The following is a 24082-nucleotide window of genomic DNA, read 5'->3' as shown; positions in this document are numbered from 1 at the left end:
GCGTGGCTTAACGATTGGCCGATCGCCTCTCCCAAGCCGCCGAAGAGTAAAGCTCCAAGACAATGGTCGACAGGGACAACCGTGAGGATTGGAGGCGCGAGCGCTCCCTGCTGGCGCTCGGTCAGGCCATGCGTGGCGAGGATGACGCCTCGCTGGTCGCGATCGGCGACCGCGCCAACCAGTCATGGCGTGAGGATGCGGCGGAGCGCCACCGTCTCGCACGCGCGCAGCGCGAGACGCGCTCGGCTCCGCCCGCTGCCGCCGCCGAGCCGGGCCTCGATCAGACCGATCGCCAGCCGATCTCCTACGAGCCGCGCGTCGAGGACGACTGGACCGCGCGAAGCGACTATGCGCGTGAGGAGCCGGCTGGACTTTCCCATGGCCGCGCGCCCCAGGCCGCGCTCGATCCCCGCCATGCTGCGGACGTGCGGCGGCCCACCGTCAACGATGCCGACAGCCAGGAGTGGAAGCCTCTGATCGACCCGATGCAGGTCGTGCGCGGCATCGCCCGCTCGAAGGCGCTGATCCTTTCGACGACGATCCTCGGCGCGGCCCTCGGCGTCGCTATCGCTCTGTCGACGCCGAAGAAATACGAGGCCACGGCCGAACTCATCGTCGACCCGCGCGACCTCAAGCTCACCGATCGCGATCTCACCCAGAACGTGGTCGCGTCCGACGCGACGCTGGCGATCGTCGAGAACCAGGTGCGTGTGCTGACCTCCGGCACGGTCCTCAACAAGGTCGTCGACAAGCTCAACCTCACCAACGATCCCGAGTTCAACGGGCAAGGCTCCGGCGGTCTCGGCGTCATGTCGATGATCCGCTCGATCCTGTCGCGCCACGATGCCGGCGCCGCCGACGATGGCCGCCGCCGCGCGCTCGCCGTCGGCAATCTGGCCGAAAGCCTGTCGGTCGAGCGCGGCGGCAAGACCTTCGTCATCTCGATCGGCGCCACCACCCAGAACGGCGAGAAGTCGGCCCTCATCGCCAACACCATGACCGACGTCTTCCTGCAGACCTTCGGCCAGATCCAGTCCGACACCGCCGGCCGCGCCACCGACGAGCTGACCGCGCGGCTCGACGAGTTGCGCAAGGGCGTCGAGGCGGCCGAGCGCAAGGTCGAGGATTACCGGGCCACGCACGACCTCGTCGACGCGCAGGGCCATCTGATCAGCGACGACCAGATGCTGAAGCTCAACGAGCAGCTTTCCGTCGCCCGCGCCCGCACGCTGGAACTCAACGCGCGGGCGGCTTCGGCGCGTTCGCTCAACGTCAATTCGGTCCTCAACGGCACCTTGCCGGAAGAGATCAACTCCAACACGATGGGCGAGCTGCGCGCGCAATATGCGGCGCTGAAGCAGGAGGCCGACCGCGCCGCCGTCAGGCTCGGGCCGCGCCATCCCGAACTGCAGGCGCTCGATGCCCAGCTTGCCGGCGCGCGCGACCGCATCGCCAATGAGTTGCAGCGCATCGCCTCTTCGCTGCAGGTCGACCTGAAGCGTTCCGTACAGCTGGAGCAGGATCTTGCTTCCCGCCTGGCGCAGGCCAAGGTGCAGAGCGGCGACGTCAACAACGCTCTCGTCTCGCTGCGCGAGCTGGAGCGCGAGGCCGCCGCCAAGCGCTCCGTCTACGAGCAGTACCTGCTGCGCGCCAAGGAGACCGGCGAGCAGAAGGACATCAACACCGCCAACATCAACGTCATCTCCAAGGCCTTTGCGCCGCTCGAGGCCAAGGGGCCGTCGCGCGCCATGCTGGCGCTCGCCGGACTGCTGCTCGGCTTTGCTTCGGGCGTCGGGCTCGGCGGCATGCGCGGCGTCTATGAAAGCCTGCGCGAAACCGCGACGTCGCGCTCGCGCCGTCGCGGGACAGATGACCATAGGCCGGCGGTCGAAGACAAGGTCTACCGGGCGCCGCCGGCTCCACCGCGGCCGTCGCAACCGCGCGCTCCACTGCCGCCTGCACCGGCGCCCGCCGCGACCACCGAAGCCGAACGTTCGGGGCCGGTCGGCACCCTGCTTTCGGCGGTGCTCGAGCTGATGCCCGGCAAAAGGCAAAAGCCCGCCGATGCCGGCAGGGTCATGGAACGACCCGCGGCCCATCAGCAGCCTCAAATGCAGGACGAGCCGCATCAGCGGCAGCCGATGTACCCCGCTCAACGAGCGCGGGCCTATGACGATGAGCCGGGCAATCGGCCGGCACGGTCCGAACAGGCACCGCCGGCTGGCTATGTCTATCCGTCGCCAATGGCGCAGCCTGGCGGGCAGGGGGGCTATGACCGGGACCAATTGCCGCCGCAGGGGCCGGACACCGAGGATCAGCAGGGCCAGATCGACGAGATCCGCGAAAGCCTGCGCGAATTCCGCGAAGCGGTGCGCGAGCTCACCGAAAGCCGTTCGAACCGCCGCTATTTCTAAATCCCGCCCCATCCGATAAAAGCGGCCGGTTTCGAGTTTACGGCATGCGACGGCGTTTTGACGGGATTGCCCGCCGGAATTTTCGTGAAAATGCCGCTCGGCATATCGCCCGAACCGCGCGGGTTTCGGGTCTGTGAAAACAATGAGACAAAGCGGTCGCATGAATCCCGGGGATGCGACGCGCTCTGGTGGAAGAGTTGAAGGTGGTTCATGGCCGAAGTGATTGACGGAAAGAGCGTCGCCGAAGACGTGGTTGGCAAGGTCAAGGCGCTGACCGCCGAACTGGTGGGCAAGGGCGCTACGAAGCCCGGCCTCGCCGTGGTCATCGTCGGCGAGGATCCGGCGAGCCAGGTCTATGTCGCCTCCAAATCGCGCACCGCCAAGGAATGCGGCTTCCACTCGCTGCAGCACACGCTGCCGGCCGAGACCTCGGAGGCCGAATTGCTCAAGATCATCGGGGATCTGAACGCGGACCCGTCCATCCACGGCATCCTGGTGCAACTGCCGCTGCCCGGCCACATCGATTCCGGCAAGGTCATCCAGACCATCGCCCCGGAAAAGGACGTCGACGGCTTCCACTTCATCAATGTCGGCAAGCTCGGCACCGGCGAGCTGGAGACCGCTTTCGTGCCGTGCACGCCGGCAGGCTCGATGCTCCTGATCGAGCGCGTCCGCGGCAAGGACCTCTCTGGCCTCAACGCCGTCGTCGTCGGCCGCTCCAACATCGTCGGCAAGCCGATGGCCAACCTCCTGCTTGCCGCCAACTGCACCGTCACCATCGCCCACAGCCGCACCAAGGATCTGCCGGCGCTTGCCCGGACCGCCGATATCCTGGTCGCCGCCGTCGGCCGTCCGGAAATGGTCAAGGGCGACTGGGTCAAGCCCGGCGCCACCGTCATCGACGTCGGCATCAACCGCATCGCCGCGCCGGAGAAGGGCGAGGGCAAGAGCCGCCTCGTCGGCGACGTCGCCTATGCCGAAGCGGCCAAGGCAGCCGGCGCCATCACCCCGGTGCCGGGCGGTGTCGGACCGATGACCATTGCCATGCTGATGGCCAACACTGTAGCTTCCGCCTACCTCGCGGCCGGGCTGAAGCGGCCGTCCTTCTGACCAGAAAGCACCGTCCTTGCCGAACCTGACTATTCCCGTCGAACGGCCGGTCACCAATGATCCCGTTCAGGGCGGGCGGCAGTTCGCGTTCCTTCTGGTCGACAAGTTCTCGATGTTCTCGCTGGCCGCGGCCATCGACTGCTTCCGCTCGGCCAACCGGCTGCTCGGCCGCGACTTCTATGGCTGGACGACCGTCTCGGCCGACGGCGACGCGGTCATGGCTTCCAATGGCCTGCCGCTCAAGATCGACTATTCTGTCGCCGACCTGCCGCCGGTCGACATCCTCTTCGTGTCGGTCGGGCTCACCACCGAATTTCCGGGCAAGAGCAAGGTGTTGGCGGCGCTGCGCAGCTGGGGCCGGCGCGGCAACGCGCTCGGCGCGCTGTCGGTCGGTTCCTACCTGCTCGCCGAAGCCGGCCAGCTCGACGGCTATCGCTGCACCATCCATTGGGAGAACCGCGCCGGCTTCATGGAGCGCTTCCCGGACATCAACTGCACCGGCAATGTCTTCGAGATCGACCGCAAGCGCTACACCTGCGCCGGCGGCACCACCTCGATCGACCTGATGCTGGAGATCGTGCGCGGCGATTTCGGCTCCAACCTCGCCAACGGCGTTGCCAACCAGTTCCAGCATGAGCGTATCCGCTCGGCCGGGGACCGCCAGCGGGTCGGGCCGGAGCGCGACCTGACCGGCAAGTCGGAGAAGCTCAGGCGTATCGTCGAGCTGATGGCCGACCATCTCGACGAGCCACTGTCGGCCGTGCAGCTCGCCAAGTCGGCGGGCCTGTCGGTGCGCCAGGTCGAGCGCCTGTTCCTGCGCCATCTGAGCGTCACGCCGGGGCGTTACTACATGCGGCTACGGCTGGAGCGGGCGCGCGAATTGCTGCGCCAGACCAACATGCCGATCCTCGACGTGGCGATCGCCACCGGCTTCACCTCGCACTCCTATTTCGCGCAGAGCTACCGGCTGCAGTTCGGCCGGCCGCCGTCGGAAGAGCGCCGCACCACCTACTGAGCGGCTTGGTTCGTTCGGGGATAGCGCACCGGCGGACTTGTATCCTGACGCGGGGTCAAATAGCTTTCCCGCCGCGGACCAGAGGGGTTTCCTAGGAGAGTTTCATGATGCGATTGGCACGGAGCGTCGCCACGGCGATCCTCCTTTTGTCGACGACCACGCTTGGCTTCGCCGCCAACAAGGTCATCATCATTCTCGATGCGTCGGGCTCCATGTGGGCCCAGATCGACGGCAAGCCGAAGCTCGAGATCGCGCGCGAATCGCTGCGCACCGTGCTGCAGTCGGTGCCGGCCGATGACGAGATCGGCTTCATGGCCTACGGTCACCGCCAGAAGGGCAGTTGCGAGGACATCGAGCTGATCGTGCCGCCGCAGGCGGGTTCGGCGAGCGCCATTTCGGCCGCCGCCGACAGCATGAAATTCCTCGGCAAGACGCCGCTGACGGCGGCCGTCAAGCAGGCCGCCGAGGCGCTGAAGTACACGGAAGACAAGGCGACTGTCGTCCTCATCACCGACGGGCTCGAGACCTGCGGCGGCGACCCTTGCGCGTTGGGCAAGGAACTGGAGGCGTCCGGCGTCGACTTCACCGCCGACGTCGTCGGCTTCGGCCTGACCGCCGACGAAGGCAAGCAGATCGCCTGCCTCGCCGAGAACACCGGCGGCAAGTACATCCAGGCGTCCGACGAGAAGGCCTTGCAGGAAGCGCTGGTCGAGACCGTTGCGGCGCCGGCCCCGGCACCTGTCCCCGAACCCGCTCCGGCCCCGGCACCTGCGCCCGAGCCCGCCAAGCCGGAATTCAATTTCATGCCGAGCGTGGTCCTGGCCGAAGGCGGCCCGGATATCAGCGACAACAGCAATGTCTGGGAGATCTACAAGGCCAACGCCGACGGTACGCGCGGCGATCAGGTCATGACCGAGTATGGCGAGCTCAAGACCAATCTCGAGCCAGGCGACTACATCGTCGTCGGTCGCGCCGACGAGGCCAAGGTCGAGCAGAAGCTCAAGGTCGAGGCCGGCCAGGTCTACAAGCCGCTGTTCACGCTGAATGCCGGCACGCTGGTCATCCATCCGCATGCCAGCCAGGGCGCGGAAATCAGCGGCGAGGCCCGCGTCGACTTCGCCTATCCGGGCGGCAGCACCACTCACTATGGCGACGCCAGGGCGACGGTGCCGGCGGGCGAGCAGAAGGTGACGGTGCAGATCGGCGCCGGCACGGTGACCGAGACCGTTCAACTGGCCGCCGGGCAGACCGTCGAAAAGGATGTCGTTGTCGGCGTCGGCCATGCCGTGCTCAACGCTTACTATACGGCGGGCGGCGACAAGGCCGACAATTCGGGCATCGGCTTCGAGATCGTCAAGGCGAAGAAGAAGATCGACGGCACGCGCGAAAGCGTCGAGCATTCCTACGGACCGGACAGCAAGTTCTGGCTGCCGCCGGATGACTATGTGGCGATCACCACGTTCGATATCGCCGTGGTCGAACAGCCCTTCAGCATCAAGGCCGGCGACAATCAGGACATCAAGGTGACGCTGGACGCCGGCGTGCTCGCCATGTCGGCGCCCGGCGCCTATTCGATCGAGGTGCTGTCGGCGAAGAAGGACATCGAGGGCAAGCGCAAGTCGCTTGGGCTAAGCTATGGCGAAAGCTGGCAGCAGACCATTCCGGCCGGCGACTATGTGGTCGTGCGCCACGCGTCCGACCAGGGCCAGGACAAGGAAACGCCGGTGACGGTGAAGGCCGGCGAACGGGCCGAGATCACCGTTCAGTAGCAAGCGCCGCGTCTTCTGGAGAAAAAAGGGCGGCCAGTGAGCCGCCCTTTTTCCTGGACGGAATTGTCGGCTCAGGCGATGCCGAACGCCGCGGCGCCGTGGTCGGCGCGGCCGACGAGCTGCCGGAACCCGGCGAACAACTCGCGGCCGAAGCCGAACTCGTTGCCGATGAGATCGGCATCGACCGTCCGGCGCAGCGCCAATTCAGCGCCCGGCACCAGCACTTCCAGCGTGCCGGCATCGGCGTCAAGCCGGATGATGTCGCCTTCATGGATCCTGGCGATCGGCCCGTCCTCGACCGCTTCAGGCGTCACATGGATCGCCGCCGGCACCTTGCCGGAAGCGCCCGACATGCGCCCGTCGGTCACCAGCGCCACGCGCTGGCCGCGATCCTGCAGGATGCCGAGCACGGTGGTCAGCTTGTGCAATTCCGGCATGCCATTGGCCTTCGGCCCCTGGAAGCGGATGACGGCGATGAAGTCGCCCGTCAGCGTGCCAGCCTTGAAGGCGTCGTTCAGCCCCTGCTGGCTGTCGAACACCTTTGCGGGGGCCTCGATGACGCGCCGTTCCGGCTTCACGGCGGACGTCTTGATGACGGCGTGGCCGAGATTGCCCGAAAGCACCTTCAGGCCGCCGGTCGGCTGGAACGCCTTCTTGAAAGGCGCCAGCACCTTCTCGTCGCCGCTTTCCAGCGGCGAGGCCTCGCGCACCACGCCGCCATCGGCGCCGAGCCTGGCTTCGACCGCATAGGGGCGCAGGCCTTCGCCCCAGACCGTCTGCACATCCTCATGCAGGATGCCTTCGTCGAGCAATTCGCGGATGAGGAAGCCGAGCCCGCCGGCGGCGTGGAAATGGTTCACGTCGGCAAGCCCGTTCGGATAGACGCGGGCGAGTAGCGGCACCGCTTCCGACAGGTCCGAAATGTCCTGCCAGGTCAGCGCGATGCCGGCCGCCGCCGCCATCGCGATCAGGTGGATCGTGTGGTTGGTCGAGCCGCCGGTGGCATGCAGGCCGACGACGCCGTTGACGATCGAGCGCTCGTCGATCATGCGGCCGACCGGCGTATAGTCATTGCCGAGCGCGGTGATCGACAGCGCGCGCCTGGCTGCTTCCCTGGTCAGCGCCTCGCGCAGCGGCGTGCCCGGATTGACGAAGGAGGCGCCCGGCGTGTGCAGGCCCATGATCTCCATCAGCATCTGGTTGGAGTTGGCCGTACCGTAGAAGGTGCAGGTGCCCGGCCCGTGATAGGATTTGGACTCGGCCTCGAGCAGCTCGGCCCGTCCCGCCTTGCCCTCGGCATAGAGCTGGCGGACCTTGGCCTTCTCGTCGTTCGGCAGGCCGGTGGTCATCGGTCCGGCCGGCACGAACACCGCAGGCAGATGGCCGAAGGTGAGCGCGGCGATCACCAGGCCCGGCACGATCTTGTCGCAGACGCCGAGGAAGACGGCGGCGTCGAACATGTTGTGCGACAGCCCGATCGCCGCCGCCATGGCGATCACGTCGCGCGAGAACAGCGACAGTTCCATGCCGGGCTGGCCCTGGGTGACGCCGTCGCACATCGCCGGCACGCCGCCGGCCACCTGCGCGATGCCGCCGGCCTCGCGCGCGGCTTCCTTGATCAGCGCCGGATAGGTCTCGAACGGCTGATGCGCCGACAGCATGTCGTTGTAGGAGGTGATGATGCCGAGGTTGGGCACCCGGTCGCCGCCGAGCGCGACCTTCTCTGACGGGCTGCAGACGGCGAAACCATGCGCGAGGTTGCCGCAGGACAGCACCGCCCGGTTGGCGCTGCGGCCGGAGGCCTCGGCGATGCGGCCGAGATAGGCCTCGCGGCCGGCTTTCGAGCGTTGGCGGATGCGCTCGGTGATGGCTTCGATGTCGCGTCTGGCGGTCATGGCAACGGTCCTTTCAGGTCCCGGAAACTATCCTCCCACCGTCTGCCGGGACCATTGGCGAGTTAACAAATCAGGGCGCCCAGAAAACCTCGACGGCTCTGGGTGCCGCGTCGATCACGGCGCGAATTGGCTTGCGCTTTCCGGCCGCCATCGCATCGTCGAAGGTGCTGCGTTTTTCCGCACCCTCGATGTGGAGCGCGATGAAGCCGGCGCCGATGATCCTTGCCAGCGACAGCGTCAGCCGGGGCTCGCCGGCGCTTGCCGCATGCACCGGCAGCACGATCCTTTGCGAGGACGGATCGAGCAGTCGCGCAAGATCGTCGGCGTCGGGAAAGAACGAGGCGGTGTGGCCGTCGCCGCCCATGCCGAGCACGACTGCGTCGAGCGGCCAGGGCAGCGATGTGAGCGCCTCATTGTCGGACAGCGCCGCATCCTCGATGCTGGCCGCTTCATGGTAGAGCGGCACGAAGCGCGCCGCAGCCGCGGCATTCTGCAACAGGTTGGCGGCCACCAGGCCGGCGTTCGAGCGCGGCGAGGAGGCTGGCACGAAACGCTCGTCGACCAGCGTCACCGTGACCTTGTCCCAGGCGATCGGGATCCGCGATAGCGCGGCGAAGAACTTCGCCGGCGTCGTGCCGCCCGAGACGGCTAGCAGGGCCGTACCGCGCTCGGTGATCGCCTTGGTCAGCCGCGCCGCGACAAGGCCGGCGAGCGCCGCCGCCAGCTCCTGGCGATCGGCGAAGCCGTTCCAGTGATAGGCGCCGCTCAATTGCTCTCGTGCCATGTCCGCCCGTCGCGTTCGATCAGCGCGATCGAGGCCGATGGCCCCCACGTGCCGGCCGTGTAGCCCTGCGCCTCTTGCCTGGCGTTTTCCCAGGCGTTCTGGATCGGGTCGATCCATTTCCAGGCCGCCTCGACCTCGTCGCGGCGCATGAACAGCGTCTGGTTGCCGCGCACCACGTCCATGATCAGCCGCTCATAGGCATCCGGCGCGCGTCCGTCGAAGGACTGCGCGAAGCTCATGTCGAGCGGGATCTGGCGCAGCCGCATGCCGCCCGGACCCGGATCCTTGATCATGATGAACTGCTTGACGCCTTCATCCGGCTGCAGGCGGATCACCAGCTGGTTGGCGAAGATCGGTCCGGCGCTGTCGCCGAAGATCGAGTGCGGGATCGGCTTGAACTCGATGACGATCTCCGAGACGCGGGTCGCCAGCCTTTTGCCGGTCCTGAGGTAGAAGGGAACGCCGGACCAGCGCCAGTTGGCGATCTCGGCCTTGATGGCGACGAAGGTCTCGGTGTTGCTGTCCTTGCCGAGCTCCTCGACATAGCCCTTCACCGGCCCGCCGGCGGAGGCTCCGGCGCGATACTGGCCGCGCACCGTGTGCTTCGGCGCCTCGTTGCCGTTGATGCGTTTCAGCGCCCTGAGCACCTTCAGCTTCTCGTCGCGCACGGCATCCGCGTCCATCGACGACGGCGCCTCCATCGCGACAAGACACAGAAGCTGCAGCATGTGGTTCTGCACCATGTCGCGCAGCGCGCCGGCCTTGTCGTAATAGGTGACGCGATCCTCGAGGCCGACGGTTTCGGCGACCGTGATCTGCACATGGTCGACATTGGCCGAGTTCCACAACGGCTCGTAAAGCGCGTTGGCGAAACGCAGCGCCATCAGGTTCTGCACCGTCTCCTTGCCGAGATAGTGGTCGATGCGGAAGATCTGGCTTTCGTGGAAATCGTCGCCCACCAGGTCGTTGAGCGCGCGCGCCGAGGCGAGGTCGCGGCCGATCGGCTTCTCCAGCACGATGCGCGAGTTCGGCGTGATCAGATTGTGTTCCTTGAGCTTGTGCGAAATGTCGCCGAACAGCGCCGGCGCCACGGCCAGGTAGAAGGCGCGGATGCGGTCGCTGTCGCCGATCGCCTTCTTCAGCTTGTCGAAGCCGGCACCGGTGGTCGCGTCGGCCGAGACGTAGGAAAGCCTGGCGAGGAATGTCTCCAGCTCCTTTGGATCGATGTCTGCAGGCTTCACATGCTCCGAGATCGCCTGCTTGGCGAAGGCCTGGAACTCGGCGTCGGTCATCTTGGAGCGCGACGTGCCGATGATCCTGGTCGGCTCGGAGAACTGATGGTCGCGCTGGCGGTGGTAGAGCGAGGGCAGAAGCTTGCGTTCCGACAGGTCGCCGGTGCCGCCGAAAATGATGAAGTCGAAAGGATCGACGGGGATGATCTGGCTGGTCATGGTCTGTCCGCTTTGACGCCGCGCTCAGGTGCGAGGCTGATATATTCTAATCGATTTAAATTTTCCAGTGCCATGGTGTCACATGTGAGGATCAAGCGCTGGATATCGATTGGGTCCATGTGTGCCCTTGACACTGACGCAACCCGGAGGCTTGTCGGCAAGTGGTGGTTCCGGGGAGCTTTCGCAGGTGCAGCATAGAGCGGGATCGCCGCGAAAGCCAAAGAAGAAATGCCAGCCGCGGGATGATCTTCAATGAGTGAAAAGGGCACGCGCCTCAAGGACAAGGTCGCCATCATCACCGGAGCGGCATCCGGCTTCGGCGAGGGCATGGCCAGGCGCTTTGCCGAGGAGGGCGCAAGGGTCGTCGTCGCCGACCTCAACGCCAAGGGCGCCAAGCGCGTGGCCGGCGAGATAGGCGACAGCGCGATCTGGACGCAGACCGACGTCTCGCTGCGCTCCGAATTCGACGAGATGGTCTATGCCGCCAAAAGCGCCTTCGGCCGCATCGACATCATGGTCAACAATGCCGGCTATACGCACCGCAACGGCGACATGCTCGACGTCGACGAGGCGACCTTCGATCTGATCACCGCCGTCAACATGAAGGCGATCTATCACGCTGCGCTCGCGGTCGTGCCGATCATGGAACGGCAGGGCGGCGGCGTCATCCTGACCACCGCCTCGACCGCCGGCCTGAGGCCGCGGCCCGGTCTCACCTGGTACAATGCCTCGAAAGGCTGGGCGATCACGGCGACCAAGTCGATGGCGGTCGAGCTGGCGCCGAAGAACATCCGCGTCAACTGCCTCTGCCCTGTTGCCGGCGAGACCGGGATGCTGGAGAAATTCATGGGCGCCGACACGCCGGAGATCCGCGAGAGGTTCCGCGCCTCGATCCCGCTCGGCCGTCTCTCGACGCCACTCGACATCGCCAATGCCGCACTTTGGCTCGCCTCCGACGAGGCCGCCTTCATTACCGGCGTGGCGCTGGAGGTCGACGGCGGCCGCTGCATCTGAACGCTCGCGGGTGGGGCGGCCTGAATTTGACGAGCCGCCCGAGAACGGCATAAGGCTTGTCGAGGGGGCAGGGTAGCCATGCGATGAAAGCCCGGTTGCGCAAGATTCGCAAGAGCCTGTGGCATCGCCACAAGCTCTACAGGGCGAGGCGCGCCCGACCGAAGAGCAAGGCGACCTTCATCGGCGTCACCGGCAGTTCCGGCAAGTCGACGGCGGCGGCGTTGCTCGGGCATATTTTGGCCAGCCATGGCCCGACCTACACGCAGGTTCTCGCCAACGCCATCGATGCGCTGGCCAGCATGCTCTACAGGCGCATGTGGAAAGCGGGCGAGGTCGACTATGTCGTGTTCGAAGCAGGCGCCTATGGCGTCGACACCATCAGGCCGATGGCGGAACTGCTCAAGCCGCATGTGGCCGTCGTCACCATGGTCCGCCTCGAACATCTCGCCAGTTTCAGGACCCTGGAGAACGTCGCCCTGGAGAAGCGCGCCCTGGTCGATGCGCTGCGGCCGGGCGGTCTTGCCGTGCTCAACGCCGACGATCCGCATGTGCTCGGCATGGCTTCCGGCGCCAGGCATCGTGTCGTCACGTTCGGCCTGACGGATGGTGCCGACTATTGTGTCACCGACACGCGGGCCGCCTATCCCGAACCCCTGAGCCTCAAGATCCGGTGGCGTGGCGGCACGCTCGACCTGAAGACACGCTTCCCGGCTGAGTACCTATGGCTGCCGACGGCGGCGGCGGTGGCCACCGCGCTGGAGCTTGGCGTGCCGCCTGAAAAAGTCGCGGCGCGCGTGGCGACGTTTCAGCCTTTGGCCAATCGCTGTCAGGTGCTCGTCACCGATGGCGGTCCGCATTTCCTGGTCGATTCCGCCAAGGCTCCCTGGCATTCGATCAGCCTCGCCTTCGACATGGTGGCCAAGGCCAAGGTTGCCGGAAAACGCATCGTTCTCGGCCAGATCTCGGACTATGCGGGTTCGACCAGAAAGTACCGTGACGCCTACAACGCCGAGCGCGAGATCGCCGACCAGGTGATCTATGTCGGCGACAACGCGCATCGCTCCGGCGCCGGCCAGGCCGACCGCGACGGCGGCCGGTTCGTCGAATTGCGAACGCCCAGGGAGGTCTCCGACCACATCAAGCGGACGGCGGTGGCGGGCGAACTGATCTTGATCAAGAGCTCGTCCAATCTTCACCTCGAGAGGATCGCCCTCGCCTGGACCCACGATGTCAAATGCTGGGTCCCGGTTTGCGGAAAAAGGTCCGGATGCCAGGGATGCGGCCTGTTCGAAGTGCCGTTCGAGGAACACCGCGACCACGTCAGAAGGCGCAGGCGAGCACAGGGATGGCAGTGGCTTCGCAGTCTGCTGATGGCCGACCGGCGGCGGTGAGGTTCCTTAGGCGCCGGTCTTAACGTAGGTCTTGTAGATCCAGCCACGCTTGCCGTTGTAGACGATCTGGCACCATTGCTTGCAGCTCATCACCTGCACCGACGTCTTGGCGGGCACGGTGAGGATCGCGGCCGCGTTCTTCTTCGGTCCGGTCCGCATGGTGACGGCCCGCAGGATGCGCCCGGTGCCGGCCGCGCTCACTTTCTGCGGCTCGGCCGTGGCGTCGTCGCCTGTCGATGGCTGCGCCTGCGATACTTGCGGTTTTGGCGTGGGAATGGCGGCGGTTTGAGCACCGTCGGGATTATCCTTGGGCGCCGCATCATCCTTCGCCGGCGCCGCGCTGGGCGCGGCCACCTTGGACAGCAAGGCCGAGGCGTCGGATTGTGCTGCCGGTTCGGCGAACGCCGTATCCGCCGGCTTGGCGGCCTCTTCGCTCTGTTGGCTCGCCACCTTGTCGGATGGGCCGGCGTTGGACGCGGTCTCGGCGCCCGGGGCGGTCCAGCGTGGATCATTGGACGCCAATGCCGGTATCTTGGCTTCCTTGGCGGCCACGGTGGGCGACACCGCGTCGGCCTTGCGCGCCGCCTGCGGCGCGGCGGCGACCGCCGTCGCGTTCGCGGTGGCGGGCGCTATCTTGGTTGTCTTGACCGGGATGGTCGGGACGCTCTGCGCCGGGCTTGCGATCGCTTGCCGGTCGCTGCCAGGCAGTGCCAGCCATAGCGCAATCCCAGCCACGCCAAGCAGCGCGGCCGTGCCGACGGCGGCAATCACCAGATGCGAGTTTGACCGCACGCCCTGCCAGAACGAGGGCCGCATGTCATAACCGAACTGCATTGCAAAGCGCCGTCGTTCCGGCGCGCCGAAACTGAAGGGCTCGTTCACTCTCACCACCTCCAATAGGCGGGCCGACGTTCTTTCGATCGGTGCCGGAGGTCCGGCGGTGATCGGCATCGGTCCCAAAAACACAAGCGGGCAGGCCCGCGGAAGTCCCCGTTTGGTAGCCCAGAACCCGCATCTTTTGCCGGCGATTGTGGCATCAGTGCGCCCTTGGCGAGAATTCTGCGCTCTTGTTAAGGATTCTGCAACATGTCGCGGCGGCACGAACAGCCGAATGGAATCAGCGGGATAGCCGGTATCTTCGCTGCAGCGGGAGCTTCCCTTGCGTCATATCCGGTCGCGCAGGGCGAACCAGCTGAGCGCCAGGAACAACAATGGGGCGCGGAAACGCCGGCCGCCGGGGAAGGGCGGGACCTTCAGGTCCTCGATCAGTTTCAGCCGGTCGCGATTGCCCAGCACCGTCTCGGCATAGAGCTTGCCAAAGAAGTTCGACAGCATGACGCCGTGGCCGGAATAGCCGCCGGCGGAGATGACATTGGGCATCACTTCGCGCACGAACGGCTTGCGCGGCACGGTGATGCCAACATAGCCGCCCCAGCCATGCGTGATCTCGACATCCTTCAGCTCCGGATAGAGCTCCGCGATCTGGCGGCGGATGTGGATGTGGATGTCCTTCGGATCGTTGACGGCGTAGACCTCGCGTCCGCCGAACAGCAGCCGGCCGTCTTTCGACTTGCGGAAGTAGCGCACGACGAAGCGGGAGTCGTCGACCGACTCGCCGCCGGGTAACACTTTGGAGCCCGAGCCGAGCGGCACCGTCGCGCCGATGAAGGAGCCGATCGGCATGATGTGCGCGGCGCTGACGGGCTCGAGCGCGCCGCCATAGGCATTGACGCCGATCAGGCATTTCTCGGCGGTGATCGTGCCTTTCGGCGTCGTGACCCGCACCTTGCCGCCGCTGGAGACGATGCCGGTCGCAGGCGTCCGCTCGAACAGCTGCGCGCCGGCCTCGGCGGCTGCTTTCGCTGTGCCGATCACCAGCTTCAGCGGGTGGATATGGCCGGTGCCGGTGTCGCGTGTGCCGCCGAAATAGCGCGTCGAGCCCACCCGCTCGGCCGCCTCCTTCGCGTCCATGAAGGAAATGTGCGGGTAACCGAAGCGGCTTGCCATGATCTCGGCATGCGCCTTGTAGTCGTCGACATAGCGCTGCTTGTGCGCCACCGACAGCTGGCCCGGCATGTAGTCGATCTCGATCCCGTTGACGGCAGCGAATTCGAGCAGATGCGCCTTGGCCTCCTCTGCCAGGTCGAACAGTGCCTTGGCGCGGGAAAGACCGTATTCTGCCTCCAGTTCCTCGGCCCAGGCGCGCTGACCGGTGCCGAGCTGGCCGCCATTGCGCCCCGAAGCGCCGTCGCCAAGCCGGTGCGCCTCGATAAGCACGACATTGCTGCCGGCCTTCGCCAGATGTACCGCCGCCGACAGGCCGGTGAAGCCGCCGCCGACGATGACGACGTCGCAGGTACTGTCGCCATCAAGGGTTGGGTATTCCGGTCTGGGTCCCGCCGTGTCTTCGTACCACGAGCGGCCAGGGGAGATGGGGGATTGGTAAAGCATGGGAACGCCGGTGAATGGTGAATAGTGAATGGCTGTGAGAAAGCGCTGCCTTCGTTCACCCGTCCAATATGAAACTACTCACTACTCACCATTCACTATTCACCATTCACGCGGGCGAAGCCGCCGCTCACACATTCAGCAGCAGATACTCCCGCTCCCACGGGCTGATCACTTCCATGAAGGTCTCGAATTCTGCCCGCTTGATCGCCGCGTAGGTCGCGGTGAACGACTTGCCAAGGATCGCGCCGAGTTCCTCGTCGCCTTCGAACAGGTCGACGGCTTCGAGCAGCCCGCGCGGCAGGTCGATCTCGTCCTCATTGGCCGTGGTGAGCACCGGCGGCTCGGCCTTGACCTTGTTGATCATGCCGATCAGCCCGCAGGCGAGCGACGCCGCCAGCGCCAGATAGGGATTGGCATCGGAGGAAGGGATGCGGTTTTCGACGCGCCGCGCCGCCGGGTCCGAGCGCGGCACGCGGAAGGCCGTGGTGCGGTTGTCGTAGCCCCATTTGTTGTTGACCGGCGCCGAGGCCGCCTGCGTCAGCCGGCGGTAGGAATTGACATAGGGCGCGAACATCACCAGCGCGTTCGGCACATGCTTCTGCATGCCGCCGATGAAGTGGAAGAACTCGTCCGTTTCCGAGCCGTCCTCGGCCGAAAAGATGTTCCTGCCGGTCTTCTTGTTGATGATCGACTGGTGGATGTGCATGGCCGAGCCGGGCTGGCCCTGGATCGGCTTGGCCATGAAGGTGGCATAGATCTCATGCTTCAGCGCCGCCTCGCGGATGGTGCGCTTGAACATGAACACCTGGTCGGCGAGCTCGATCGGATCGCCGTGGCGCAGGTTGATCTCGAGCTGGCCGGCGCCTTCCTCGTGGATCAGCGTGTCGATCTCCAGGCCCTGCCGCTCGGAGAAATGGTAGATGTCGTCGATCAGCTCGTCGAACTCGTTGACGCCGGCGATCGAATAGCCGGCGCCGCCGCCGATCGGCCGCCCCGAGCGGCCGACCGGCGGCGTCAGCGGATAGTCCGGGTCGGGGTTCTTGCGCACCAGGTAGAACTCGATCTCGGGCGCAACAACTGGCCTCAGCCCGCGATCGGCGTAGGCCGCGAGCACGCGCTTCAAAACGTTGCGCGGCGTGAACTCGACCGAGCGGCCGTCCTGGTGGACGAGATCGCAGATCACCGCCGCCGTCGGATCCTCTTCCCATGGCACCACGGTCAGTGTCGACAGGTCCGGCAGAAGTTTGAGGTCGCCGTCATCCTCCGGATAGTGGAAGCCGTTGCCGTCCTCCGGATAGCCGCCGGAAATCGTCGTCATGAACACCGCCGAGGGCAGCGCCAGCGAGGTGTTGGAGGTGAACTTTTTCGACGGCATCATCTTGCCGCGGGCAACGCCGGCCTGGTCGGGCGTGATGCATTCGATGTCCTCGATGCCGCGCCATTCCAGCCAGGCGCTGGCCTCCTTCCAGTTCTTCACGCCGCGTTGGTTCTTCAAGAAGGCAGGCGTGCGGGTACGTCCTCCGCGGCTAGACGGACGGACTTCCTTTTTTTCAGGCGGCATCAATCACCAGATTGGGTTGCGGATGGTGAAGTATAGCCGGGGCCGGCGATGGAAGGGAAGGGGAGCCCCTTGTGCGATTGCCGCCGCGGTTGAAATTCGCGGCGGCGGGCTTAGGTTCGACGTCTCGCGAAATGCGATGACCTCGGACACCGGACGCAGGACAGCCATGGCCGGCCATGAATTGACGACGATAGGCTTCGATGCCGATGACACGCTGTGGCAGAACGAGCAGTTCTTCCGCCTGACCGAGAGGCGCTTCGCGGGACTGCTGGCCGAGCATGGCGAGGCGGAGCAGATTTCGGCGCGGCTGCTAGAGGCGGAAAGGCGCAACCTTGCCGTCTACGGCTTCGGCATCAAGGGCTTCACCCTGTCGATGATCGAAACCGCGATCGAAATCAGCGCAGGCCGCGTGCCGGGATCGGTGGTCGCCGAAATCCTTGCCGCCGGCCGCGAGATGCTCAGCCATCCGATCGAGCCGCTGCCGCATGCGCGCGAGACGGTGGAGAAACTGGCCGGCGCCTATCGCCTGGTGCTGATCACCAAGGGCGATCTCTTCGACCAGGAACGCAAGCTGGCGCAATCGGGCCTCGGCGACCTGTTCGACGCCGTCGAGATCGTCAGCGACAAGAGCGCGGCCACCTATGCCCGCATCTTCAGCCACCATGGCGACGGGCCGGAGAGAAGCATGATGGTCGGCAACTCGCTCAAATCCGATGTCGTTCCGGTCATCGACGCCGGCGGCTGGGGCGTGCACGTGCCGCACGAGTTGACCTGGGTGCTCGAACATGTCGAGCCGCCGAAGGCCGCGCCGCGTTTCCGCCAGATCGCCGATCTCGGCGAGTTGCCGACGTTGATTGAAAGCATCGTTTCGAGGGGCTGACGGTGCCGCCGCGTTCGAACCGGCGGATCCGGCTTCCGCTAGCCGCGGCCTAGCCCGATCAGGCGGTCGATCACCGGTTGCAGCCTCTCGGGAGTGATCGGCTTGGCGACCACGACATCGATCACGCTCGAGAGGCCCAGGCTCTCCGGTGTGCCAGTCTTGGTTGAAAGCAGGATCACCGAAGGCAATGCCTTGCCCGAAAACCGCCTGAGCGCGTCTATTCCGGAGATCAGCGCATCGCAGTCCTTGTTGTCGGCGCCGCCGTCGAGCACGATCGCGCCGGGAATGAGGCCGCGCAAGGCTTTCACCGCCGTTTCAGGCGATTCGGAAATCGGCTTCAGTCCTGATTTCTCGACGATTTTCGACACCACGACGCGGTTTATCGGCGACTTTCCGACGACCAGCACCTGAGAAAAATCGGTCAGCATCTCGGCGCCACCGCCGCGGCCTTCCAGATTCAAATGTCTATCAGTCCTGGTCTCGCGATTGCTGGGGCTCATGTGCGGGCGGGCACTCGTCTCTGTTTCAATGCAGGGTTGAAACCTGAGGGACAATTGGCGTGAGATCGCCGCTGGTGTCAAGCTGAAATGGCTAACATCCGGAATATAGCAAGAAAAGCTAAAATTTAGTGCAAGTTCTATTCCTGGCAGTAGTGGCCGGGCTGTGCAAAACGCAAGTCGCCCGCGCGTTGCCGCGCGGGCGAGACAGAATTCGACGATTGCGCGACCGATCGCGTGGTGAGGTCCGGTCAGCTATGGCTCTGTTGGGTGACGATCACCGGAATCAGAAGATCGCCCCAATTGCCGTCGCCGCCGTGATGCCTGGCCGAGCGCACCAGCTCCACGGAGACGCCCGCCTCGACCGCCTTCATCACCGACTGGTTGAGCCTGTGCAGATCATTGGCCAGCATGCGGATGGTCGCCTGCTGGTCGACGCTCATGGCCGAGGACTGCTCTTCGGCCCTTTCCTTGACGCGGCTTATCGATGCCATTGGTCTTCTCCTTGTGTCCTATGCCCCTTCGGGCGTTTCCTCTGTTGGTCGTCTTTTGTGGCAGCTCACTCCGCTGCCGGCTTGAACTGCGCGTGCTCGGTCGATTCATGCATGGCCGTGGTCGAGGACTGGCCGCCGGTGATCGCCATCGAGACCGCATCGAAATAGCCGGTGCCGACCTCGCGCTGGTGCTTGGTGGCGGTGTAGCCGTGGACCTCGGCAGCGAATTCGGCCTCCTGCAATTCCGAATAGGCCGCCATCTGTCGCGCCTTGTAGCCGCGGGCCAGCTCGAACATGCCGAAGTTGAGCTGGTGGAAACCGGCCAGCGTGATGAACTGGAACTTGTAGCCCATCGCGCCGAGTTCCCGCTGGAACTTGGCGATTGTCGCGTCGTCGAGGTTCTTCTTCCAGTTGAACGACGGCGAGCAGTTGTAGGCAAGCAGCTTGCCCGGATGATGCTTGCGCACGCCCTCGGCGAACTTCTTGGCCTGCGCCAGGTCGGGCTTCGAGGTCTCGCACCAGATGAGGTCCGCATGCGGCGCATAGGCAATGGCGCGCGCGATGCAGGGCTCGATGCCGTTCCTGACGTGGTAGAAGCCCTCGACCGTGCGGCCGGCATCGTAGTCGACGAAGGGCTGGTCGCGCTCGTCGATGTCCGATGTCAAAAGCTTCGCCGCCTCGGCGTCGGTGCGCGCCACGACCAGCGTCGGCGTGCCCATCACATCGGCTGCGAGCCGCGCCGCGTTGAGGTTGCGGATATGCGCCGCCGTCGGGATCAGAACCTTGCCGCCGAGATGGCCGCACTTTTTCTCCGACGCCAGCTGGTCCTCGTAGTGGACGCCGGCGGCGCCCGCCTCGATGAACGCCTTCATGATCTCGAAGGCGTTGAGCGGCCCGCCGAAGCCGGCCTCGGCATCGGCGACGATCGGCGCGAACCAGGTGTCGACCGAAAGCCCCTTGCCCTCGGATGTCTCGATCTGGTCGGCGCGCTGCAGCGTGCGGTTGATGCGCTTGACCAGCTCCGGCGCCGCATTGGCCGGATAGAGCGACTGGTCGGGATACATGGCGGACGCGGTGTTGGCGTCGGCCGCGACCTGCCAGCCCGACAGATAGATCGCCTTCAGCCCGGCCCTGACCTGCTGCATCGCCTGGTTGCCCGACATGGCGCCGAGCGCGTTGACGAAGTCCTCCTCGTGGATGAGCTTCCACAGCCGGTTAGCGCCCATTTCGGCAAGGCTCTGGCGAATCTGGACCGAGCCGCGCAGCCGCTTCACATCCTCCGGCGAATAGGGCCGCTCGATACCATCGAAGCGGCCTTCGGGCGCGGATGGGACAAGGTTGTAAAAATCGGTCATTGGATACTCCAGTTCATTCGATGCCGGTTCTCGGAAACGTCGCGCCATGGGAGTTGTGCGCCGTCGGTGTGTGACATCATTTACACCGCACTGCGAAACACGCCAGAAAAACCGCACCTTTCGTCGGAAAATAAGGGAAAATCAGTGTTGCGTTTGACTGACGAGCGCTGTAAATTTGTCACGATTGTAAAAGGCTCCGCCAAGAGTAGCGCGGCCAAATCGTGTAAATTCCTGTCAAGGATGGATTTGAGTGGCTGACCAGAAGATCTTTGCCGGGCCGCGCATCCGCCGCATCCGCAACGCCAAGGGCCTGACCCAGACGGCGATGGCCGAGGGGTTGGGCATCTCGCCGTCCTATCTCAACCTGATCGAGCGTAACCAGCGGCCGCTGACGGTGCAGCTGATCCTCAGGCTGGCCTCGGTCTACAAGGTCGATCCGCATGAATTGCAGGGCGAGGCGAAGGGGTCGATCTCTGCGCTCAAGGAAGTGTTCGGCGACCCGCTGCTGTCGGCCGAACTGCCAGGCGACCAGGAGCTGATCGAGCTCGCCGAAGCGGCCCCCAATGCATCCGCCGCGATGGTGAAACTGTTCCGCGCCTATCGAGAGCAGGCCGAGCGGCTTTCCGATCTCAACGAGCTCCTGGCGCGCGAGGGCCGCGCCACCGCGCTGTCCGGCGCCCGCCTGCCGGTCGACGAGGTGCATGAGATCTTCGAGCGCCGGCCGAACCATTTCGCCGCGCTGGAGGAAGAGGCCGAGGCCTTCACCGCGCTGCTCGACCCCGGCGACGATCTGTTTGGCGCGCTGAAAGCCTGGCTGAGGCGCGAATACGGCATCGTCGTCAAGGTGCTGCCGGTGGCCACCATGCCGAACTGGCGCCGCCGCTACGACCGCCACTCGCAGCGCCTGTTCCTGTCCGAGCGGCTGTCGCCATTCGACCAATTGCGCGAGGTGGCAATGGAGGCCTCGCTGATCCGCATGACGGTCGCGGTCGCCGGCGAGATCCAAGCGCTCAAGCTGACCACCGACGAGGCCCGCCGGCTCGCCCGCTTCGAGCTCGGCCGCTACGCCGCCCACGCACTGATGATGCCCTATCAGGCCTTCCATGCCGCTGCGCTGCGCGCCCGCTACGACATCGACGTTCTGCGCTCGCGCTTCGGCGTGTCCTTCGAGCAGGCGGCCAACCGACTGACCATGCTGCAGCGTCCCGGCCTCTCCGGCGTGCCGTTCTTCATGCTCGAGGTCGACAATGCCGGCAACCGCTTCCGCAAGGCGGGCAGCCAGGGCTTTCCGCAAAGCCGCTTCGGTGGCGGCTGTCCGAAGCTTCCGGTCCACGCCGCTTTCACCCAGCCCGGCCAGATCCTGGTCGAAGCGGTGGAAATGCCAGACGGCGCCGAATTCCTCTGCATCGCCCGCACGCTCGAGGGGCCGCAGGGCGCGTTCTCGGAGCGGCCGCGCCGCACGGCGCTGCTGATCGGCTGCGACATCGGCTTCCGCGACGAGATCGTCTATGGCGGCGCCCTTCCGGGGACGGCGGGCGGCAAGGCCGGGCAGGGCGTCGCCACTGCCACGCCGGTGGGGCCTGCCTGCCGGCTCTGTGAGCGCATCGGCTGCCTGGCGCGCGCCGAGCCGCCGGTGACACGGCCGCTCGGCCTCGACGAGATGGTGACCGGCCTTAGCGCCTTCGATTTCCAGTGACGCAGGTACCGCTGGCCGGTCGGGGAAGTTCAACCGCTCTCGCAAAAACAACAAACGGAGACTTCTCTACACAATATTGCCGACGGCAATATTGATTAAGCATCGGCTCCGCGATATCAAAAACGAATTGCGCAGGGCTGGGGGTCGGCGATGAACAGGACGGTTTTTTGGCTCGGGCTGACGCTTGCCCTTTCGGCCTCACCCGTATTTGCGGAGAAATCCTCGGAATTCTTCAAATCGTACCAACAGTACAATGATGCCGGCAAGGCGTTCCTCGACAAGATCGAGCCCAGGACCGGAGCGATTGATCTCGCCGAAGGCGTGCACCTCGACCTCAAGGGCAAGTTTTACTTCCTGGACAAGAAGGACACGGCCTCTGTCCTGACCGAGGCCTGGGGCAATCCGCCAGATGCCGGTGCCGACTCCGTTGGTATGATTTTCCCGGCCAGCCTTGATCCCATCGCCGAGAACAATTGGGGCATTGAGCTGCGCTGGGAGAAGATCGGCTATGTCGATGACAGCGACGCCGCGTCCATCGACTACGCCGAATTGCTGCGCGGCATGCAGGAAGACACCCTGTCCGCCAACGATCAAAGGGTGAAGGACGGATTTCCGCCCGTCACCTTGATCGGGTGGGCCTCGCCGCCGGTCTACGATGCCGTCAACAAACGTCTGCACTGGGCCAAGGAATTGCAGTTCGGAACCGATGCCGTCCACACGCTCAACTACGATGTGCGCTTTCTCGGCCGGGAGGGTGTTTTCGTGATGAGCTACATTGCCACGGTGGAGCAACTGCCGGAGATCAGGCAAAGCCTGGACGAGGTTCTCGGCCTCGCAACCTTCAGCCCCGGCAAGAAGTATGTCGATTTCAGGCCAGGCTTCGACACCGTCGCCGCCGTCGGTATCGGCGGTCTCATTGCCGGCAAGCTGGCGGCGAAGGCGGGCCTGCTGGCGGTGGCGCTGATTGCGCTGAAGAAGTTCGGCGTGATTCTGCTGGTCCCCCTGGCCGGCCTTTGGCGGCTCATTCGACGCAACCGCGACGCCTCCTCCTAACCGGGATATCGGCCCGGGCAGGACCTGTTGCTCCCGCTGGTGCCCCAGTGCGCCAAACGGAATGCGCGGCTGGATCACGTCTTGCAGCCGCCGATGCGCTAGGCGAATGCGGCGCATTTCTGTCGCCCATCGCGCATCGTGCCGCCCCGAAATCGCCGACAGTCGCAACCATGACCGACGCCGCATCGCCCGCTTCGCCTGCCGCCTCGCCGCGCCCAGCCATCTCGCCTGGCGACGAGCGACTCGGCATGCTGCTGGTGTTCCTGTCGGCGCTGATGTGGAGCTTTGGCGGCACCATCGCCCGCTTCATCGATATCACCGACAACTGGACGATCGTGTTCTGGCGCTCGCTCTGGGCGGTGGCCTTCCTGCTCTGCTTCATGGTCTGGCGCGATGGCTGGCGGGGCACGGCAAGGCTGTTTTACGACATGGGCCTGCCCGGCCTTGCCGTCGCGGTCTGCTTCGCCACCGCCTCGACCTCCTTCATCGTGGCGCTTTCCTACACCACCGTCGCCAACATCCTCCTGATGCAGGCCGGCGTGCCGCTGCTGGCGGCGCTGCTTGCCTGGGTGCTGTTTCGCGAGCGGGTGGCGGCGGCGACCTGGGTGGCGATCGCCGCCGTCATCGCCGGCGTCGCCATAATGGTCTCGGAATCGCTCGATGGCGCCGTGTCTCCGGTCGGCGACGGCCTGGCGCTGCTGATCGCCTGCATGTTCTCGATCGCCACCGTGATCACCCGCCGCTTCGCCCATGTGCGCATGACGCCGGCCAATTGCCTGGGCGCGCTGCTCGCCGGCGCATTCGCTGCCACCCAGGCATCGGAATTCGCCGTTTCCGGCCGCGACATGGCATTCCTGTTCGCCTTCGGCGTCCTCAACCTCGGCGTCGGCCTCGCCTTCTTCGCCACCGGCGCCCGCCTTGTCCCGGCGGCGATCGCCGCGCTGCTCGGCACGTTCGAGCCGATCCTCGGCCCGATCTGGGTCTGGCTCGTGCATTCCGAGGTGCCGTCGGCGCGCACCATTATCGGCGGCACGGTCGTCGTCACGGCGCTGCTCGTCCATATCGGGCTCGAGTTCAAGCGCCAGGCGCGCCCCGAGCGGCCGGGCGTCACCGGACTGCCATCCCCTAATTGATGCAGCGCACAAGCCAAAGCGCGATGAGCCATTGACAACGTCGCCGCCGGGCGGGCAGGCTAGGGGCACGGCAACAACAAGACAGGCGTATCTTGCCAAGTCTCAATGCCGGTCCAATC

At 65.5% G+C, this 24082-nt stretch carries 19 protein-coding genes; 10 read left to right on the top strand and 9 right to left on the bottom strand.

The window, feature by feature from the left end; all coding sequences use genetic code 11:
* Positions 1-62 precede the first annotated feature (62 nt).
* The 4 genes from JG743_RS29165 (at position 63) to JG743_RS29150 (ending at position 6308) form a co-directional block, all read left to right on the top strand.
* The gene (locus tag JG743_RS29165) at positions 63-2414 is read left to right on the top strand and encodes a GumC family protein (protein ID WP_202295630.1); all 2352 of its coding nucleotides are present in this window, start codon (positions 63-65) and stop codon (positions 2412-2414) included.
* Between the two features lie 210 nt (positions 2415-2624).
* A complete protein-coding gene (folD, locus tag JG743_RS29160; RefSeq protein WP_202295627.1) occupies positions 2625-3524 on the top strand; it encodes a bifunctional methylenetetrahydrofolate dehydrogenase/methenyltetrahydrofolate cyclohydrolase FolD in 900 nt (299 codons plus the stop codon).
* Between the two features lie 16 nt (positions 3525-3540).
* Positions 3541-4539, top strand: a complete 999-nt coding sequence (locus JG743_RS29155) for a GlxA family transcriptional regulator (protein ID WP_202295624.1) — start codon at positions 3541-3543, stop codon at positions 4537-4539.
* 104 nt (positions 4540-4643) lie between these two features.
* On the top strand, positions 4644-6308 hold the full coding sequence (locus JG743_RS29150; RefSeq protein ID WP_202295621.1) for a vWA domain-containing protein: 1665 nt from the start codon (positions 4644-4646) through the stop codon (positions 6306-6308).
* 71 nt (positions 6309-6379) lie between these two features.
* Here the strand turns inward: JG743_RS29150 and edd are convergent, their stop codons facing one another.
* The 3 genes from edd to zwf form a co-directional block, all read right to left on the bottom strand.
* The gene (gene edd / locus JG743_RS29145) at positions 6380-8203 is read right to left on the bottom strand and encodes a phosphogluconate dehydratase (protein ID WP_202295618.1); all 1824 of its coding nucleotides are present in this window, start codon (positions 8201-8203) and stop codon (positions 6380-6382) included.
* 70 nt (positions 8204-8273) lie between these two features.
* On the bottom strand, positions 8274-8987 hold the full coding sequence (gene pgl, locus JG743_RS29140; protein WP_202295617.1) for a 6-phosphogluconolactonase: 714 nt from the start codon (positions 8985-8987) through the stop codon (positions 8274-8276).
* Complete coding sequence (zwf, locus tag JG743_RS29135; RefSeq protein ID WP_202295614.1) at positions 8969-10438, bottom strand: glucose-6-phosphate dehydrogenase; 1470 nt, start codon at positions 10436-10438, stop codon at positions 8969-8971. Before zwf ends, pgl begins: the two co-directional genes overlap by 19 nt.
* Positions 10439-10690: 252 nt before the next feature.
* Here zwf and JG743_RS29130 point away from each other — a divergent pair, with 252 nt between their 5' ends.
* Together JG743_RS29130 and JG743_RS29125 are read left to right on the top strand one after the other, a co-directional pair.
* Positions 10691-11452 carry an SDR family oxidoreductase gene (locus JG743_RS29130; RefSeq protein ID WP_202295611.1) on the top strand — a complete coding sequence of 254 codons (762 nt, stop codon included), beginning with the start codon at positions 10691-10693 and terminating at the stop codon, positions 11450-11452.
* Between the two features lie 95 nt (positions 11453-11547).
* On the top strand, positions 11548-12843 hold the full coding sequence (locus JG743_RS29125) for a Mur ligase family protein (protein WP_244672961.1): 1296 nt from the start codon (positions 11548-11550) through the stop codon (positions 12841-12843).
* A gap of 6 nt (positions 12844-12849) precedes the next feature.
* On the opposite strand, the gene JG743_RS29120 is transcribed toward JG743_RS29125, so the two are convergent.
* The 3 genes from JG743_RS29120 to JG743_RS29110 all read right to left on the bottom strand — a co-directional run bounded on the left by JG743_RS29120 (position 12850) and on the right by JG743_RS29110 (position 16855).
* Complete coding sequence (locus JG743_RS29120) at positions 12850-13725, bottom strand: SH3 domain-containing protein (RefSeq protein ID WP_202295605.1); 876 nt, start codon at positions 13723-13725, stop codon at positions 12850-12852.
* 282 nt (positions 13726-14007) lie between these two features.
* A complete protein-coding gene (locus tag JG743_RS29115; RefSeq protein ID WP_202295602.1) occupies positions 14008-15294 on the bottom strand; it encodes an NAD(P)/FAD-dependent oxidoreductase in 1287 nt (428 codons plus the stop codon).
* Positions 15295-15421: 127 nt separating this feature from the next.
* Positions 15422-16855, bottom strand: coding sequence for a glutamine synthetase family protein (locus JG743_RS29110; protein WP_202295599.1), 1434 nt, complete (start codon positions 16853-16855; stop codon positions 15422-15424).
* Positions 16856-16991: 136 nt separating this feature from the next.
* On the opposite strand from JG743_RS29110, the gene JG743_RS29105 reads away from it, so the two are divergent.
* Complete coding sequence (locus tag JG743_RS29105; protein WP_244672960.1) at positions 16992-17735, top strand: HAD family hydrolase; 744 nt, start codon at positions 16992-16994, stop codon at positions 17733-17735.
* A 38-nt stretch (positions 17736-17773) separates the two neighbouring features.
* Here JG743_RS29105 and JG743_RS29100 read toward each other — a convergent pair whose 3' ends face one another.
* The 3 genes from JG743_RS29100 to aceA form a co-directional block, all read right to left on the bottom strand.
* A complete protein-coding gene (locus JG743_RS29100; protein ID WP_244673233.1) occupies positions 17774-18163 on the bottom strand; it encodes a response regulator in 390 nt (129 codons plus the stop codon).
* Positions 18164-18483: 320 nt separating this feature from the next.
* A complete protein-coding gene (locus tag JG743_RS29095; RefSeq protein WP_127287374.1) occupies positions 18484-18726 on the bottom strand; it encodes an SMc00767 family acetate metabolism repressor in 243 nt (80 codons plus the stop codon).
* Positions 18727-18791: 65 nt separating this feature from the next.
* Positions 18792-20081, bottom strand: coding sequence for an isocitrate lyase (gene aceA, locus JG743_RS29090; RefSeq protein ID WP_202295594.1), 1290 nt, complete (start codon positions 20079-20081; stop codon positions 18792-18794).
* A 250-nt stretch (positions 20082-20331) separates the two neighbouring features.
* On the opposite strand from aceA, the gene JG743_RS29085 reads away from it, so the two are divergent.
* The 3 genes from JG743_RS29085 to JG743_RS29075 all read left to right on the top strand — a co-directional run bounded on the left by JG743_RS29085 (position 20332) and on the right by JG743_RS29075 (position 23963).
* A complete protein-coding gene (locus JG743_RS29085) occupies positions 20332-21777 on the top strand; it encodes a helix-turn-helix domain-containing protein (RefSeq protein WP_202295591.1) in 1446 nt (481 codons plus the stop codon).
* A 150-nt stretch (positions 21778-21927) separates the two neighbouring features.
* The gene (locus JG743_RS29080) at positions 21928-22830 is read left to right on the top strand and encodes a DUF2167 domain-containing protein (protein ID WP_274608507.1); all 903 of its coding nucleotides are present in this window, start codon (positions 21928-21930) and stop codon (positions 22828-22830) included.
* 170 nt (positions 22831-23000) lie between these two features.
* A complete protein-coding gene (locus JG743_RS29075; protein WP_202295587.1) occupies positions 23001-23963 on the top strand; it encodes a DMT family transporter in 963 nt (320 codons plus the stop codon).
* The last annotated feature ends 119 nt before the right edge of the window (positions 23964-24082 follow it).

This window comes from Mesorhizobium sp. 131-2-1 (assembly GCF_016756535.1).
Taxonomy (GTDB): Bacteria; Pseudomonadota; Alphaproteobacteria; order Rhizobiales; family Rhizobiaceae; genus Mesorhizobium.
Note: the sequence above shows the minus strand (reverse complement) of the source record. Positions and strands in the feature narration are given on the sequence as shown.